The sequence below is a fragment of the Desulfuromonas versatilis genome, assembly GCF_019704135.1.
Taxonomy (GTDB): Bacteria; Desulfobacterota; Desulfuromonadia; order Desulfuromonadales; family NIT-T3; genus Desulfuromonas_A; species Desulfuromonas_A versatilis.
In genome coordinates, this window is the sequence record NZ_AP024355.1 from 583,642 (window position 1) to 598,844 (window position 15,203).

The 15,203-nt window shown below is 65.2% G+C and carries 16 protein-coding genes; 13 read left to right on the forward strand and 3 right to left on the reverse strand.

The annotated features are described in order from the left end of the window. Positions 1-37 precede the first annotated feature (37 nt). Complete coding sequence (locus DESUT3_RS02560; RefSeq protein ID WP_221250907.1) at positions 38-532, forward strand: FmdB family zinc ribbon protein; 495 nt, start codon at positions 38-40, stop codon at positions 530-532. Continuing rightward, positions 532-975 (forward strand): 3D domain-containing protein, encoded by a 444-nt coding sequence (locus DESUT3_RS02565; protein WP_221250908.1) that lies wholly within the window; start codon positions 532-534, stop codon positions 973-975. Before DESUT3_RS02560 ends, DESUT3_RS02565 begins: the two co-directional genes overlap by 1 nt. Here DESUT3_RS02565 and DESUT3_RS02570 read toward each other — a convergent pair. Further along, complete coding sequence (locus DESUT3_RS02570) at positions 972-1,748, reverse strand: hypothetical protein (protein WP_221250909.1); 777 nt, start codon at positions 1,746-1,748, stop codon at positions 972-974. The genes DESUT3_RS02565 and DESUT3_RS02570 overlap by 4 nt on opposite strands. A 155-nt stretch (positions 1,749-1,903) precedes the next feature. Here DESUT3_RS02570 and DESUT3_RS02575 point away from each other — a divergent pair, with 155 nt between their 5' ends. The 10 genes from DESUT3_RS02575 (at position 1,904) to DESUT3_RS02620 (ending at position 13,436) form a co-directional block, all read left to right on the forward strand. Next, entirely contained in the window at positions 1,904-2,317 is a 414-nt protein-coding gene (locus tag DESUT3_RS02575; RefSeq protein ID WP_221250910.1) for an SAM-dependent methyltransferase, read from the forward strand. Between the two features lie 81 nt (positions 2,318-2,398). Then, positions 2,399-2,866: a DUF3015 family protein gene (locus DESUT3_RS02580; RefSeq protein WP_221250911.1), complete on the forward strand. Its 468-nt coding sequence runs from the start codon at positions 2,399-2,401 to the stop codon at positions 2,864-2,866. Next, a complete protein-coding gene (locus DESUT3_RS02585) occupies positions 2,866-4,800 on the forward strand; it encodes an Lnb N-terminal periplasmic domain-containing protein (protein WP_221250912.1) in 1,935 nt (644 codons plus the stop codon). The genes DESUT3_RS02580 and DESUT3_RS02585 overlap by 1 nt, the downstream gene beginning before the upstream one ends. A 96-nt stretch (positions 4,801-4,896) precedes the next feature. After that, positions 4,897-6,426, forward strand: coding sequence for an L-piperidine-6-carboxylate dehydrogenase (gene amaB / locus DESUT3_RS02590; RefSeq protein ID WP_221250913.1), 1,530 nt, complete (start codon positions 4,897-4,899; stop codon positions 6,424-6,426). A 113-nt stretch (positions 6,427-6,539) separates the two neighbouring features. Next, complete coding sequence (locus tag DESUT3_RS02595; RefSeq protein ID WP_225911604.1) at positions 6,540-6,977, forward strand: rhodanese-like domain-containing protein; 438 nt, start codon at positions 6,540-6,542, stop codon at positions 6,975-6,977. Between the two features lie 499 nt (positions 6,978-7,476). Further along, positions 7,477-8,478, forward strand: coding sequence for a BMP family protein (locus DESUT3_RS02600; RefSeq protein WP_221250914.1), 1,002 nt, complete (start codon positions 7,477-7,479; stop codon positions 8,476-8,478). Positions 8,479-8,548: 70 nt separating this feature from the next. Then, on the forward strand, positions 8,549-10,072 hold the full coding sequence (locus DESUT3_RS02605) for an ABC transporter ATP-binding protein (RefSeq protein ID WP_221250915.1): 1,524 nt from the start codon (positions 8,549-8,551) through the stop codon (positions 10,070-10,072). A 39-nt stretch (positions 10,073-10,111) separates the two neighbouring features. Beyond that, positions 10,112-11,161 carry an ABC transporter permease gene (locus DESUT3_RS02610; protein ID WP_221250916.1) on the forward strand — a complete coding sequence of 350 codons (1,050 nt, stop codon included), beginning with the start codon at positions 10,112-10,114 and terminating at the stop codon, positions 11,159-11,161. Positions 11,162-11,165: 4 nt separating this feature from the next. Further along, positions 11,166-12,110, forward strand: coding sequence for an ABC transporter permease (locus tag DESUT3_RS02615; RefSeq protein WP_221250917.1), 945 nt, complete (start codon positions 11,166-11,168; stop codon positions 12,108-12,110). 36 nt (positions 12,111-12,146) lie between these two features. After that, positions 12,147-13,436 (forward strand): amidohydrolase family protein, encoded by a 1,290-nt coding sequence (locus DESUT3_RS02620; RefSeq protein WP_221250918.1) that lies wholly within the window; start codon positions 12,147-12,149, stop codon positions 13,434-13,436. A gap of 83 nt (positions 13,437-13,519) precedes the next feature. Here the strand turns inward: DESUT3_RS02620 and DESUT3_RS02625 are convergent, their stop codons facing one another. Continuing rightward, on the reverse strand, positions 13,520-13,825 hold the full coding sequence (locus DESUT3_RS02625; RefSeq protein ID WP_221250919.1) for a cupin domain-containing protein: 306 nt from the start codon (positions 13,823-13,825) through the stop codon (positions 13,520-13,522). Between the two features lie 2 nt (positions 13,826-13,827). Then, the gene (locus tag DESUT3_RS02630) at positions 13,828-14,583 is read right to left on the reverse strand and encodes a class I SAM-dependent methyltransferase (RefSeq protein WP_221250920.1); all 756 of its coding nucleotides are present in this window, start codon (positions 14,581-14,583) and stop codon (positions 13,828-13,830) included. Positions 14,584-14,948: 365 nt separating this feature from the next. Here DESUT3_RS02630 and DESUT3_RS02635 point away from each other — a divergent pair, with 365 nt between their 5' ends. Beyond that, a complete protein-coding gene (locus DESUT3_RS02635) occupies positions 14,949-15,134 on the forward strand; it encodes a Flp family type IVb pilin (RefSeq protein ID WP_221250921.1) in 186 nt (61 codons plus the stop codon). Positions 15,135-15,203 lie beyond the last annotated feature (69 nt).

The following is a 15,203-nucleotide window of genomic DNA, read 5'->3' on the forward strand; positions in this document are numbered from 1 at the left end:
CCTCGTCCCGGATCAATCTCAGGGAGGAACACCACCGATGCCGGTTTACGAATTCTACTGCGGCGACTGCCACACCATCTTCAATTTCATCTCCAGCCGCGTGAATACGGAAAAACGGCCCGCCTGTCCCAAGTGCGGGCTTCCCGAGCTCGAGCGGCAGGTCTCGCTGTTCGCCATCTTCAAGGGGCGCTCCGAGGAGCCCGTGGAGGGGATGCCCGACCTGGACGAGGCGCAGATGGAGCGGGCGATGATGGCCCTCGCCGGGGAGATGGGGAGCCTCGACGAGGAGGACCCCCGGCAGATGGCAAGGTTCATGCGCCGCTTTTCCGAGGTTACCGGGATGAACCTGGGGGAGGGGATGGAGGAGGCGATGCGCCGCCTGGAGGCCGGGGAGGACCCGGAGGCGATCGAAGAGCAGCTCGGCGATGTGTTCGATGCGGAAAATCCCTTCGGCAAGGAGGGGATAAAGGGGTTGCGGCGCAAATACGCCCCCCCGGCCCACGACGACACCCTGTACCGGCTGGAGGGGTGATGTCGTCATTTCTCCTCTGGGCAAGGATCGCCCCGGTGCTGGTGCTGCTGGTCGCCCTGCTGGCTTTTCCCGCGCCGGTCATCGGGCAGCAGGCCAGAACCCTCAAGGTGACCGCCACCGCCTATGTCTCGTCGACCGACCCCGCCCGCAAAGTCGGCAACCGCACTGCCTGGGGCGATGTGCTGGTCCCGGGTATGAAGGCTATCGCGGTCTCCGAGGACCTGCTCGAACTGGGGCTGACCCGGGGGACCAGGGTTCGCATCCGCGGACTGGAGGGGGAGTATGAGGTGATGGACCGGATGGCCCCGCGCTGGAAGAGGCACATCGATGTCTACATGGGGGAAAACCTCAAGGCCGCCCGTCGCTGGGGAAAGCGCAAGGTGACCATCGAGTGGAACCCCGTCGGCAAGGCTGCGCCGGAGCCAGCCGGCGAGGCCAATTAGTTGCTTAGCGTGAAACTGCTCAATCGTTCGGTGACGGTCTGCCGAAAGACTCCCAACGGGGTGTCGGCGGTGATGACCGTGACCCGCTGCACCCAGCCCACCCCGGGGGCCAGCCAGAGGGTCAACAACTGGTTCGCCGGGAACCGCGAACCATCGCTGGAAAGAATGGCGGTGATCGTCGTATCGGTCTCGACCCTGGCGCAGTCGGCGAAATTGCCCGCCGGCACGCTCACCGCCTCGAACCCGACGAGCCTGACCAGGGAGTCGACATCGGCGGTTTCGGCCGTGCCGTCGCCGTCCAGATCCTCCCCCAAATTGAGCCCGCTGAGTTGCAGCTGCTGGAAGGACGAGCCGGCCGTCAGGGGAAAACGGATCAGGTCATAGGGGACCAGCTGCGGGGTCAGGGTGTCCAGGGGATCGGTGTTGCCGAAGTTCACGACCCCTTCGGCATCCTTGAACAGCAGCATCTCTTCAACCACGCCGCCATTGAAGGGGTTGGTTTCCCGGAAGATCGAGACGTCCAGCCCCTGAATGGGGGTGGTCCCGCTGATGGTTGCCTGGTTGGCGAAGGAGGCGCTCGAGGTGCCGAGTTCGGGGTCTACCTCCTCGATGGTTCCAGCGAAGCTCCAGGTGTTGCCCTGGGCGAAGGGGAAGTAGTCCGCCGGTCCCCCGCCGCCTCCGCCGCCTCCGCCTCCCCCGCAGGCGGCCAGGGGCAGGCAGAGCAGAAAAATCCAGAGACGATACCCCCATCCAGTTGAGATCTTGGCCATCATGAGCTCTCCTTTGAGCGCTGCCGGCGACTCGGCAATTCGCTGAGAATGAAGTAATATTAATTCTGCGGGCCGGATTGTCAATATCGCCCTGCCGGAATGGACCGGCATGCGAATCACCCAAGGCCGGATATCTCATTGCAAAGGAATGACCTGTCATGGAAGCCCAGCTCAGCTACATCGGTCGTATCCAAACCCCCTACCGGTCTCTTGACGACTGCCCGCGCAACATCGAACCGGGAGGGCCGCTCTGCCGGCTGGCAATCGACCCGCCCTTTGCCGCGGGCCTCGAGGGCCTGGCCCCGGGCCAGCAGATCCTGATCCTCTACTGGTTCGAGGCCGTGAACCGCGGCAACCTGCGGCAGGCCTCGCGAAGGACCGGCGAGCCGGCGGGCGTCTTCGCCCTGCGTACCCCGCATCGCCCCAATCCCATCGGGGCCGCGGTGCTGCGGATCGAAGAGCTCGACGGGAGCGGCATCCTGGTGCGCGGCCTCGACTGCCTGGACGGCACCCCCCTGCTGGACATCAAGCCGGCGATGGCCGCCGAGACCGGGCGATCCACCTGGCAATAACCCTTCGCTGGCTTGACCGGGGGCCATTCATGGTGTTCAATAATTTCATGGAGTTCACTTAGCCAAAAAGGAGAGGCCTTCATGAAAAAAATACTGTTTTTGACTTCTGCCCTGGCCCTGGTCGTCGCCGGCTCGGCATTTGCCGGTCAGGCCGCCAAGAATACCGGCTGCGGGCTCGGCACGGTGCTCTGGGGCGACAAGGCGGACGGTTCGATCCTGTCCCAGTCGCTGCAGGCCACCACCAACGGCACCTTCGGCAACCAGACTTTCGGCATCACCTCGGGCACCCTCGGCTGCGATCAGCCCGAGAGCCTGGCGCAGAGCGACAAGCTCTTCGAATTCGCCGCCGGCAACCTGGACAACCTGGCCCGCGACATCGCCCGGGGTTCGGGCGAGTCCCTCGATACCCTGGCCGAGCTGATGGCGGTTCCCCAAGGGCAAAGGGTGGTGTTCAACGCCTCCCTGCAGCAGAATTTCGATGAGATCTTCGCCACCGGTGACGAAACTCCCGGCACCGTGCTGATCCGCATCGCCAAGATCGCCGGTTAGTGACGGAGCGGGTTTCCCACAAACCGACCATCCCGCTGGCGAGGTCCGGGAGGCTGCTGCTCCTGGGCCTCGCCTTTTTGTGCCTGGGGGCGGCCGCCGCTGCGCCCGCGGCGGCGGAGGGGACTTATCTGGGCCGGCTGCAGCAGCGGGCGGCGGCGCAAAGCCTCGCCGCGCAGCGCTATTGGCAGGTGCTGCTGCACTACCTGCCGACCTGGAGGGGGGCGCACAGCCTGATCGACGATCCGGCTTTTTTCTTCGCCCCCGATGGCCAGAAGGACCCCGCGGCCGAACTCGAGGCGACCCTCGCGGCCTTTTTCGAAACGCCCGGTCCCACGCCCGACCGCCATGCCCGCTGCCGCTTCCCGGCCCGTTTCGCCTGGCTCAGCGCACAACTGGAGATCGACAGCGCTCAGCTTCCGCCGGTGGAGTGCCGGGAGTGGGACCAGGCCCTGGAGAAGATCGACCCCCATTCCGCCGAGCTGATCTTTCCGGGGACCCACAACAACAGCCCGGCCTCCATGTTCGGCCATACCCTGATCAACATCCAGGGCCCCTACCGCAGCAAGCTGCTCTCCTACGCCGTCAACTACAGCGCCTTCACCGACGAAACCAACGGCTTCGCCTATGCCGTCAAGGGGATTTTCGGCCTCTACCGGGGCTACTATTCGGTGCTCCCCTATTCCCAGAAGGTGCGCGAATACAACGACCTCGAACGGCGCGACGTCTGGGAATACGAGCTGAACCTGAGCCGCGAGGAGACCCTGCGCATGCTGCGCCACATCTGGGAGCTGCGCGAGATCTACTCCGATTACTACTTCTTCGACGAGAACTGCGCCTACCAGCTGCTTTTTCTGCTCGAGGCGGCCCGCCCCCAGCTGCGCCTGACCGAGGCCGCGCGCCCCTGGGTGATCCCCATCGACACGGTGCGCATCATCGAAAAGCACGGCCTGGTCGCCGGTTCCGCCTATCGCCCCTCCAAGGCCACCCGCATCGCCCACATCAACGGGCAGATGGACGCCGTGGAGCGGGATTTGGCCCAGCAGCTGCTCGACGGGGCGCGGTCCCCGGATGCGCTGGCCGCGGCCGAACTCGACAACGACGGCCGGATCCGCATCCTCGACCTGGTGGCGGAAAAGGTCGAGTTCGACTATCTCCGCAAGCAGATCGGCCAGGAGGAATACCGGCGCCGCTACCGCGACCTTCTCTCCGCCCGCAGCCGCCTGGGGCTCGCCTCGCAGGCGCCGGTCATCAGCGAACCGGTGCGTCCGGACCGCGGCCACGGTTCCAACCGCCTCGGGGTGGGCGCCGGCTGGTGGAAACAGCATGGCTTCGCCGAGCTGGCCCTGCGGCCTGCCTACCACAACCTGCTCGACGCCGACCAGGGGTACCTGGCCGGCTCGCAGATCGACTTCACCAACCTGGTGCTGCGCTACTACCCGCGCCGGGCCAAGCTGGAACTGCACGCCCTCGACCTGGTCAGTATCGTTTCGCTTTCACCCCGCCATCGCTTTTTCCGCCCCGTCTCCTGGAAGGTGGAAACCGGCTTTTTCCAGAAAACCTTTGCCGGCGGCGACGATCATCTCGCCTATCGCCTCAATCCCGGCGGCGGCTTCACCTTCGGCAGCGAGCGGGCCATGGTCTACCTGCTGGGCGAAACCGACCTGCAGGCCGGCGGCCGGTTCGATCACGGCCACGCCCTGGGGCTGGGCGGGTCGCTCGGGCTGCTGTGGACCCCCGGCACGGCCTGGAAGACCCACCTGCGGGGCCGCCAGCTCTGGTTCGAGCTGGGCGATGCGCACCGCTACCTCGGCGTGCAGCTCGAGCAAAACTATCGTTTCGCGGCCAACCAGGGGCTCAGCCTCGAGCTTTCCCGGCACAAGGAGTTCGGTTTTTATTCCAGCGAGATCAAGGGGCGCTGGAATCTTTTCTGGTAACCGGCTGCCAGGCGGGGCGCTGTGGCACCTTCGGCGGCCGGGCCGGTGGTATAATGGCTCTGATCGATTGCCTTTCCCCGTGCCAAGAGGTCAACCATGCGAGATATCCTGAAGCAGCTGGGCATCGAAAAGGTCAACTCCTGCGCCTTCACCGGAAAAAAATGGCTCAAATGCGGCGATGAGCTGCTCGAATCCCATTCGCCCATCGACGGCCGCCTGTTGGGCACGGTGCGCAAGGGCCGGGCCGAAGACTACGAAAAGGTGATCGAGCAGGCCCGCGAGGCCTTCCTGTTCTGGCGCCAGGTGCCCGCACCCAAGCGCGGCGAGGTGGTGCGCCAGATCGGCGAGGAGCTGCGCCGCCGCAAAAAAGAGCTGGGCGCGCTGGTCACCGTGGAGAACGGCAAGCTGCTCGCCGAGGGCGAGGGCGAGGTGCAGGAGGTGATCGACGTCTGCGACATGGCGGTGGGGCAATCGCGGATGCTCTACGGGCTGACCATGCACAGCGAGCGCCCCGGGCACCGCATGTACGAACAGTGGCACCCGCTGGGGCCGATCGGGGTGATCACCGCCTTCAACTTTCCGGTGGCGGTGCTCGGCTGGAACGCCATGATCGCCCTGGTGGCCGGCGACACGGTCATCTGGAAACCCTCCCACAAGGTGCCGCTGACCGCCATCGCCCTCAGCCAGCTGATCGGCCGGGTGCTCGAGGCCAACGGCCTGCCCGAGGGGATCTTCAGCCTGCTGATCGGCGACCGCGAGGACATCGGCGAGCGGATGATCAACGATCCGCGGCTGCCGCTGATTTCGGCCACCGGCAGCGTCGCCATGGGGCGCCGGATCGGCCAGGTGGTGGGGCGCCGCCTGGGGCGCGCCATCCTTGAACTGGGGGGCAACAACGGCATCATCGTCATGCCCAGCGCCGATCTCGAGCTGGCGGTGCGCGCCATCCTGTTCGGCGCCGTCGGCACGGCGGGACAGCGCTGCACCAGCACGCGGCGGCTGATCGTTCACGAGCAGATCTACGATGTGCTGGTGGAGCGGCTCACCGCCGCCTACCGGCAGGTGCGGATCGGCAATCCCCTGGAAGAGGGGGTGCTGATGGGGCCGCTGATCGACATCGAGGCGGTGGACAAGATGCAGAAGGCGCTCAAGGAGCTGAAAAAACAGGGGGGCAGGGTGATCTACGGCGGCGAGGTGCTCAAGGGGGAACCCTACGACGCCGGCACCTACGTCACCCCCTGCCTGGCCGAGGCGACGGGGGCGATGCCCCTGGTCAGCGAGGAGACCTTCGCGCCGATTCTCTACCTGATGAAAGCCGCGAACCTCGAGGAGGCCATCGCCCTGCACAACGCCGTGCCCCAGGGCCTGAGCAGCGCCATATTCACCAGCGACCTGCGCGAATCCGAGGCGTTTCTCGCCCACGCCGGCAGCGACTGCGGCATCGCCAACGTCAACATCGGCACCTCGGGCGCCGAGATCGGCGGCGCCTTCGGCGGCGAGAAAAACACCGGGGGCGGGCGCGAGTCGGGTTCCGACAGCTGGAAAGCTTACATGCGCCGGCAGACCAACACCCTCAACTGGTCGAAGGAGCTGCCCCTGGCCCAGGGGATCAGCTTTGGGGATTGACCCCATCGGTTTGACCGATGGGCCGCCGCCCTGCGATTACAACAATCGATTTCCCTCCGCCTCCGGCCGGTGCTATGCTCGGCGCCAGTTTATCTTGCCTGGAGGTGGATATCATGATGAAGAAATGGTTTGGCAGGGCAATTTGCGGGCTGGTTCTGGCGCTGCTGTGCAGCGGCGGGGCGGTATCGGCCGATTCCTACAACTATCTCAGCCCCGAGGCGGTGCGGCAGAACCTGGAGAGCAGGGTCCCGATGCTGCTGGTCGACATCCAGGTCGAGGAGGAGTTCGCCGCCCACCATCTTCCCGGCGCGCTGGCGACCTTCGCCTACCCGGTGAAAACCGAGGCCGAAAAGGCCCGGCTCGACGCGGTGGTGGAAAAACTGAACGCCAGCGAGGAGCCGGTGGTCATCGTCTGCCCCCGGGGCGGCGGCGGCGCCGAGCGGGCCTACCAGCACCTCCAGGCCAGCGGGATCCCGGCCGGGCGGCTGTTCATCCTGGAAAAGGGCCAGGATGGCTGGCCCTATCCGGAGCTGACCGAAAAAGGGAAGTAGCTTCCTAAAGCCAGGAACAAAAAAACGCGCCCAAGCCGGGCGCGTTTTTTTTATGCTGCGGCCGGGGTCGACTCGGAACCTGGCCGGGGCTGGACCCGCGCCCTCTCGCCGACCCCGCCGCAAGTCTTCCCCCGGTAATTTAATCCAGTCTTGACAAAAAATCCGAAAGGAGTGTTAATTGCTTCGGATAACAGAGGTTTGCGCGATCAACGACAACTTTTTCCGGCACTTCATGGCCCGGCCCGAGTGCTGCCCCCGGGACTAACGAGGCTCGGCTCAGCGACTGCCTCACTTGTGGGCGGCGGCTGCTGATTTAACAGGCAGACCTTTCGCTCGTTTTCTTTCCCTGGCGCGACAATCTCTCGGTTTTGACGGTTTACGGGGTTGTGGCGGGCCGTTGCGGTGTTGGCACGGGCCCTGCTCAAGGTTGGATGCCGGTTCCCGCATCCTGGGATGCCTGGTCAGTTTTTCCTGTGATAAACTCAAAAAAGGAGCGAACATGAAACATTTCCTGCCCCAGCCGCTGAAATCCCTGAGCCTTTCCCTGCTTCTGTGCCTTGTTCTCATCTCGCCTGCCCTGGCGGAGAAGATCAAGGTCGCGGGCATCTACACCCAGCCGATCCAGCAGAAATGGGACGGCACCCTGCACCGGGCGCTGGTCAAGGCCCAGGAGGCCGGCGAGATCGATTACGTCTATTCGGAAAAGGTCGCCAACACCGATTACGTGCGGGTGATGCGCGAGTACGCCGAGAGCGGCGTCAAGCTTATCGTCGGCGAAGCCTTCGGCATCTCCCGCGAGGCCCACAAGGTGGCCGACGACTACCCCGAAGTCGCCTTTCTGGTGGGGGATTCCTTCGGTCCCCACGGCAGCAACTTCGCTGTTTTCGATAACTATATCCACGAGCCCTGCTACCTGATGGGGATCATCGCCGGCAGCCTGACCAAGACCAACAAGATCGGCATGGTCGGCGGCTACCCCATCGGCGAGGTCAACCGCCTCTTCAATGCCTTCATGGATGGCGCCCGCTCGGTCAATCCCGAGGTCAAGTTCAAGGTCTCCTTCATCGGTTCCTGGTACGACCCGCCCAAAGCCAAGGAATTCGCCTTCGCCCAGGTGGAGGCCGGGGTCGACGTGCTCTACGCCGAGCGTGCCGGTGTGGTCGATGCGGCCCGCCAGAAGGGGATTGTGGCCTTCGGCAACGTCAACGACATGAACAAGGAAGAGAACGGCAAGGACGTGGTGGTGACCTCCGCGCTCTGGCACATGGAGTCGGCCATCAACCACGCCATCGCCCTGGTCAAGAAAGGCGGGTTCAAGGCCGAGGACTACCGGGAGTGGACCATGATGGCCAAGGGCGGCGCCTCGCTGGCCCCCTACTACGAGTTTGACGGGAAGATCCCGGCGGAAGCCAAGGCCAAGGTCAAGGAGCTCGGGGAACAGATCCGGGCGGGTAAATTCACCGTGACCATCAACGACAACGAGCCGAAGTCGACCTTCTGATCTTCTCCATCGATCATGCTGCGGCCGCCCTCTAAGGGGGGCGGCCGTTTTTCTGTACAAGGATAATACCGTGCCTCATCCGACGGTTCTGCGCCTGCGCGACATTACCAAGCGTTTCGGCCCGCTGATCGCCAACGACGCCATCTGCCTGGACTTGGCCGAGGGCGAGGTGCTGGCCCTGCTCGGGGAGAATGGCGCCGGCAAGACGACCCTGATGAACATCCTGTTCGGCCATTACGTCGCCGATGCGGGGACGGTGGAGGTTTTCGGGCAGGAGCTTCCGCCCGGCAAGCCGCGGGCCGCCATCGAGGCCGGCGTCGGCATGGTGCATCAGCACTTCACCCTGGCGGACAACCTGACGGTGCTGGAAAACGTGGTGCTGGGGACCGAGCGCCTGTTCACCCCGCGCCAGGATCTGAAAGGGGCCGCCCGGCGCCTGCGCGAGCTGGGGCGTGAGTTCGGCCTGGAGGTTGACCCGCGGGCCCGGGTCCGGGACCTCTCGGTGGGAGAGCGCCAGCGGGTCGAGATCCTCAAGGTGCTCTACCGCAACGCCAGGATCCTGATTCTGGACGAACCGACGGCGGTGCTGACGCCGCCCGAGGTTGACAGCCTGTTTCTGACCCTGCGCCGGCTGGTGGGGCGCGGGCTGGCGGTGGTCTTCATTTCGCACAAGCTGGCCGAGGTCATGGCGATCAGCGATCGGGTCGCGGTGCTGCGCGGCGGCCGGGTGGTGCACGAAACGGGGATCGACGAGACCTCCCGCGAGGCCCTGGCCGAAGCGATGGTCGGCCGGGAAATCCCCAAGCCGAAGCGGGTTCCCCTGAACCCCGGCAAGCCCCTCTTGGGCCTCGACGGCGTGACGGTGCGCGGCGAGCACGGCAAGGTCCATCTGCAGGAGGCCTCGCTGGATCTACGGGAGCACGAGATCCTCGGCATCGCCGGGGTTTCCGGCAATGGCCAGGCCCAGCTGGCCGATCTGCTCTGCGGCCTGCTCGGGCCTGATGAGGGGCGGATGACCCTGGCTGACGGGGCTCTCCTGAAGCCGAGCCCCAGGGCCATGGTGCGCCACGGCATCGGGCGCATCGTCGAAGACCGCAACGGCACCGGGCTGATCGGGGATATGACCATCACCGAAAACCTCGCCTCGGAGAGCTACCGCGAGAAGCGCTTCTCGCGCTTCGGGCTGCTGCGCTTCGCGGCGCTGCGCGAGCATGCCGGACGTCTGGTGCGCGAGTTCGACGTGCGCTGCCCCGGAATCTCGGCGCCGGTCCGCAAGCTCTCCGGGGGCAACATGCAGAAACTGGTGCTGGCCCGGGTGCTGGCCCGCAATCCCTCGGTGATCCTCGCCCATCAGCCGACCTGGGGGCTGGACGTCGGGGCCGCCTCCTATGTCCACAGCCAGCTGCTCGCCGCCCGCGAGAGGGGCGCGGCCACGCTGCTGATCTCCGAAGACCTCGACGAACTGCTGCAGCTCTCGGACCGTATCCAGGTCATTTACCACGGGCGCTTGAGCCCACCGCTCGATGCCGGCGAGGTCACCCTGCAGCAGCTCGGTCTGCTGATGAGCGGTCAGGACTTCGCGGCGGCCGGCTGACCGGCTGCGATTTTCACCTATCCCGTTGGAAGTTGATTCATGCGTCTGGAACCTCGTGACAATATCTCCCTGGTCATGGCGGTGGGCGGACCGGTGCTGGCGGTGGCCGCCGCACTGGGGCTCTGCTCGGTGCTGATCGCCTGGTCGGGCGCCTCGGTCCCCCAGGCCTATGCCAGCCTCTTCAAGGGGGCCCTCGGGTCGCGTTTCGCCATCAGCGAAACCCTGACCCGGGCCACCCCGCTGATCCTCACCGGCCTGGCCGCCGCGGTGGCTTTCCGGGCCAAGCTCTGGAACATCGGCGGCGAGGGGCAGTTTTATGCCGGGGCCTGTGCCGCCACCCTGCTGGGGACCGGTGCCGTCTCCCTGCCGCCCTACCTGATGCTGCCGGTTCTGTTTGGCGCCGGCGCGCTGGCCGGCGGACTGCTGCTGCTGGTGCCGACCCTGCTCAAGACCCGCCTCAAGGTCGACGAGGTGGTGACCACGCTGCTGCTCAACTTCATCGTGCTGCTGTTCGTCAACTACCTGCTGTTCGGGCCGTGGAAGGATCCGATGGCCATGGGCTGGCCCCAGGCGGCGCCGGTCATCGACCAGGGGGTGCTTCCCAAACTGCTCGCCCGCACCCGGCTGCATGCCGGATTCCTGGTCGCCCTGGCCGGGGCGGCTGTCTCCTGGGCGCTGATGCGCTTCACCATCTGGGGGTACGAGATCCGCGCGGTCGGGGCCAATCAGAAGGCCGCCGATTTCGCCGGGATCCCGGTCGGGCGGACGGTGGTGCGCACTGCCCTGATCAGCGGGGGGCTCGCCGGGCTGGCCGGAGTCAGCGAGCTCTGCGGCCTCAAGGGCTACCTGACCCTCGATTTGTCGCCGGGCTTCGGCTACACCGGCATCGTGGTGGCGATGCTGGCCGGGCTCAACCCCCTCGGCGTGATCCTCGCCGCCTGCTTCGTGGCGGTGGTCTATAACGGCGCCGACTCGATGAGCCGGGCCCTGGCGGTCTCCAATTACATCGCCGATGTCATTACCGCCACCGCCCTTTTGACGGTGCTGGTCAGCATGCTGCTGACCCGCTACCGCATCCGCTGGAAATAGCGCCATGACCGATCTTTTTGATTTCATCCTCACCGCCGGCTTCTGGGTCGCCACCCTGCGCATGGCCACGCCGCTGATCTTCGGCACGCTCGGTGAACTGGTCTGCGAACGCTCGGGGGTGCTCAACCTGGGCATCGAAGGGATCATGACAGCCGGCTCCATGGCCGGCTGGATGTGGGTCTACCAGGGGGGAAGCCTCTGGGGCGGGGTGCTGTTCGCCGCCTGCGTGGGCGCGGCCTTCGGCCTGCTGCACAGCCTCTTCACCGTCTACCTCGGCCTCTCCCAGCACGTGACCGGGCTGGGCATCACCATGCTCGCCTCTTCGTTGAGCTACTTCGTGTTCCGCATGATGCTGCCCAACGCCACCACCCCGCCCAAGATCGTCCCCTTCGAAACCTGGCAGGTCCCCGGGCTCTCGGCACTGCCCTATATCGGCGAGGCGCTGTTCAGCCAGTCGCCGCTGACCTGGCTGGCCCTGGCGCTGATCGTCGGCGTCGGCTATGCTCTGTTCTATACCCCGCTGGGCCTTGCGGTGCGCATGGTCGGCGAAAACCCCATGGCCGCCGAGGCGCAGGGGCTGAACGTGCACCTGGTGCGGACGGGGGCGGTGGTTTTCGGCAGCGCCCTGATGGCGGTGGGCGGGACCTTCCTGACCCTGTCGGCCTTCGACGCCTTTTACATCGGCATGACCAACGGCCGCGGCTGGATCTGCGTGGCGCTGGTGGTGTTCGCCTCGTGGCGGCCGGGCAAGGCGCTGCTCGGGGCGCTGCTGTTCGCCACCTTCGACGCGATCCAGATGCGGGTGCAGCAGCAGGCGACCTCCGCCATCCCCTACCAGTTCTACTTGATGGCCCCCTACGTGCTGAGTATCCTGGCGCTGATCATCATGTCGCGGCGGGCCGCCTACCCCAAGGCCCTGCTGGTCCCCTTCCGGCGCGGGGAGCGCTAGGGGGAACCGACCTTCTCTGGCCGCAAGGAGCGTGCAATGCTCGATCTGATCGTCCGTCAAGCCAATATTTTCGGCAAACCGGTTGCGCAGGACATCGCCTGTCAAAGCGGCCGCATCGTCGAGGTCGCCCCGCGCATCGAAGGGCAGGCCACCCGCGAGATCGATGCCGCGGGGCGGCTGGTGACGCCTCCCTTCGTCGACAGTCATTTTCACATGGACGCCACCCTGTCGCTGCTTGGCCAGGCGCGGCGCAACGAAAGCGGAACCCTGCTCGAGGGGATCGCCATGTGGGGGGAATTCAAGCCCGGGCAGAGCGCCGAGCGCATCAAGGAGCGGGCCCTGAAGCTGCTGCGCTGGTCGGTGGCCCGGGGGGTGCTGGCGGTGCGGACTCACGTGGACATCTGTGACCCGAGCCTGCAGGCGGTCCAGGTCCTGCTCGAGGTCAGGGAGCAGATGCGCCCCTACCTCGACATGCAGCTGGTCGCCTTTCCGCAGGACGGTTACCTGCGCGACCCGGCCGCCCGCGAGCAGATGAAGCGGGCCCTGGACCTGGGGGTCGATGTGGTCGGCGGCATCCCGCACTTCGAGCGCACCATGGCCGAAGGAGCCGAATCGGTGCGCCTGCTCTGCGAACTGGCGGCCGAACGGGGCCTGCTGGTCGACATGCACTGCGACGAGTCGGACGATCCCATGTCACGGCACGTGGAGAGCCTCGCCTGCCAGACCACCCGGCTCGGGCTGCAGGGGCGGGTGACCGGTTCGCACCTGACCTCCATGCATTCGATGGACAATTACTACGTCAGCAAGCTGCTGCCGCTGATGGCCGAAGCCCGGCTCAACGCGGTCTGCAACCCGCTGGTCAACATGGTGCTGCAGGGGCGCCACGACAGCTACCCCAAGCGCCGCGGCCTCACCCGGGTGCCGGAACTGCTGGCCGCCGGCGTCAACGTCAGCCTGGGCCACGACGACATCCTCGACCCCTGGTATCCGCTGGGGAGCCACGACATGCTCGAGGTCGCCCATATGGGGGTGCATGCCCTGCATATGAGCGGGGCCGGCCAGATCGAGCAGCTGTTCGAGGCGGTGACCTCCAATGCCGCCCGAACCCTGCAGCTGGAGGGGTATGGGCTTGAGCCCGGCTGTCGGGCCGACCTGGTCGTGCTTCAGGCCGCCGATCCCGTTGAAGCCATTCGCCTGAAAGCGCCGCGGCTTGAGGTTGTACGCGCCGGCCGCGTCATCGCCCAGACGCCGCCGGTGGTATCGCGGGTTATGCTGGGAGGGCAGGAATCCCGGGTCGATTTTACCCTCGGATCCCTGGGCGACTGATTCCAGTCGAAAATCAGTGGTAAACTTCAGAAACCGCCCTCCGGCGTTACTGCCGGCGGGCGGTTTTGAGTTGGCAGGGCGGTTCAGAACATGGACGGGGCATAGAGGGTCAGGGTTTCCAGGGGGGCATCGCCCGAGTTGATGATTTCGTGGGCCTCGCCGGCCTCGATGAGCAGCAGGTCCCCGGGCTGCAGGTCGACCCTGCTGCCGGCGACGATGGCCTGGCCGCGGCCGGCGAGGACGAACAGCCACTGGTCGCTGTCGGGGTGCCGGTTGTCCGGACCGCCGGTGGAATTGCGCGCCGGCAGCACCATGGTGGCGGCCTGCGAGCGGCTGGTGCCGGCCACCAGTTTGAACCCTTTTTCCGGTTTAAGGTTTACCAGTTTCATGACTATCCTCCAGGAAAAACCTCCCCGACCCTGAGGCTGAGCGGCCAGACTACGGACCTGGAAGTCGTGGGCTCCCCCCAGGCCCGAGCCAGGCTTTCCTCGATCAGCAGAACCGGATCGCTGCCCGTGGTCTCCAGGCAGATGCGGGTCGCGGACCAGGTCCGCAGCATCCCGAGCAGATCGGTCAATTCCCACTCCGCTGTAAGGTTAAAAGTCGGTGCAGGGCGCTCCTCGAAGGGAAAGGGGATGGTCCGGTATTGCTGTTCCACCCATTTGCGCTCCGTCGGCCAGTAAGGCCCTACGATCTCCCTGTAGTAGTGATGGACCACCGCGTCCACCTGCGGGGTGATGCCGAACAGGTCGTAGGTCCAGGCGGCGAGGATGCCGCCGGAGCGCAGCACCCGGCGGACTTCCGCGTAGAACTTATCCAGATCGAACCAGTGCAGGGCCTGGGCGACCGTGACCAGGTCGACGGAGGCGGTTTCCAGGCCGCTCGCCTCGGCAGGGGCGACCCGGTAGCGGACCCCAGGGTGGGTGTGGGCGTTCGCTATCTGCTTTTCGCTGGCGTCGGTGGCAATTACCTCCGAAAAAAACTCCGCCAGGCCGATCGCTGCCTGGCCGCTCCCAGTCCCGCAGTCCCAGGCCCGGGAACGCGCCGGGGCGAGGGAGGCGAGAAACTCGAAGAGGGTCCGTGGGTAGTGGGGTCGAAACTTGGAGTAATGGCCGGCCTGGGCGGAAAAATGGTCTTTGAAGGCCATGGGCGGTAATTCCCTTCCAAAGAATGATGCATCACCCCTATCAGCATACCAGGAAATCTTCCCCGCAATATATCGCCCCGTCGAGCAGGGGCCTGGCTGCGGCAGTCCGTTGCTCCTCCGCTGAAAAGTGTAAAGCAAAGTGTAAAGGTGGTGTGTCTGGATTCTTTACGGAATCGCTCCTTTTCATTAATGCCTTGCCCCTTGAACTTCCTGGGACAAGAAATTCCCTCCCACCATTCAGCGGTTGGATGCTCGTTTCCATCTTGACAAAATAGGAAATCTCTGAGAAGTTTAGTGCGGCATAATGATTGCTAGCTTATTGGTAGCAAATAAAAAATCAACACTAATTAGAAGGAGGAAGGCTGATGAACATCCTAATGATGAAGCTGAGGGAACTGCTCAGAGGCGAAGAGGGCGCTACGGGGGTGGAGTACGGACTGATGGTGGCCGCCATCGCGGCCGTAATCGTAGCTGTTGTCTATGCCCTTGGAGACAATATTCTGGGGGCCTTTACCACGGTGAATGATGCCCTGACTTCCGGGGGAGGGTGAGACGTCGGATTTCGGGAGGGAAGAACTGGGCCTAAAGTCCTGAACGGGACTTTGCAAAAGGCCATTGCT

Excerpts from the sequence above, each read along its gene's own strand:
- DESUT3_RS02610 (WP_221250916.1), top strand. The coding sequence starts at position 10,112 with ATGCGTCTGGAACCTCGTGACAATATCTCCCTGGTCATGGCGGTGGGC.
- DESUT3_RS02600 (WP_221250914.1), top strand. The coding sequence starts at position 7,477 with ATGAAACATTTCCTGCCCCAGCCGCTGAAATCCCTGAGCCTTTCCCTG.
- DESUT3_RS02635 (WP_221250921.1), top strand. The coding sequence starts at position 14,949 with ATGAACATCCTAATGATGAAGCTGAGGGAACTGCTCAGAGGCGAAGAG.
- DESUT3_RS02580 (WP_221250911.1), top strand. The coding sequence starts at position 2,399 with ATGAAAAAAATACTGTTTTTGACTTCTGCCCTGGCCCTGGTCGTCGCC.
- DESUT3_RS02625 (WP_221250919.1), bottom strand. The coding sequence starts at position 13,825 with ATGAAACTGGTAAACCTTAAACCGGAAAAAGGGTTCAAACTGGTGGCC.
- DESUT3_RS02570 (WP_221250909.1), bottom strand. The coding sequence starts at position 1,748 with ATGATGGCCAAGATCTCAACTGGATGGGGGTATCGTCTCTGGATTTTT.
- amaB (WP_221250913.1), top strand. The coding sequence starts at position 4,897 with ATGCGAGATATCCTGAAGCAGCTGGGCATCGAAAAGGTCAACTCCTGC.
- DESUT3_RS02620 (WP_221250918.1), top strand. The coding sequence starts at position 12,147 with ATGCTCGATCTGATCGTCCGTCAAGCCAATATTTTCGGCAAACCGGTT.
- DESUT3_RS02560 (WP_221250907.1), top strand. The coding sequence starts at position 38 with ATGCCGGTTTACGAATTCTACTGCGGCGACTGCCACACCATCTTCAAT.
- DESUT3_RS02575 (WP_221250910.1), top strand. The coding sequence starts at position 1,904 with ATGGAAGCCCAGCTCAGCTACATCGGTCGTATCCAAACCCCCTACCGG.
- DESUT3_RS02615 (WP_221250917.1), top strand. The coding sequence starts at position 11,166 with ATGACCGATCTTTTTGATTTCATCCTCACCGCCGGCTTCTGGGTCGCC.
- DESUT3_RS02595 (WP_225911604.1), top strand. The coding sequence starts at position 6,540 with ATGATGAAGAAATGGTTTGGCAGGGCAATTTGCGGGCTGGTTCTGGCG.
- DESUT3_RS02565 (WP_221250908.1), top strand. The coding sequence starts at position 532 with ATGTCGTCATTTCTCCTCTGGGCAAGGATCGCCCCGGTGCTGGTGCTG.
- DESUT3_RS02630 (WP_221250920.1), bottom strand. The coding sequence starts at position 14,583 with ATGGCCTTCAAAGACCATTTTTCCGCCCAGGCCGGCCATTACTCCAAG.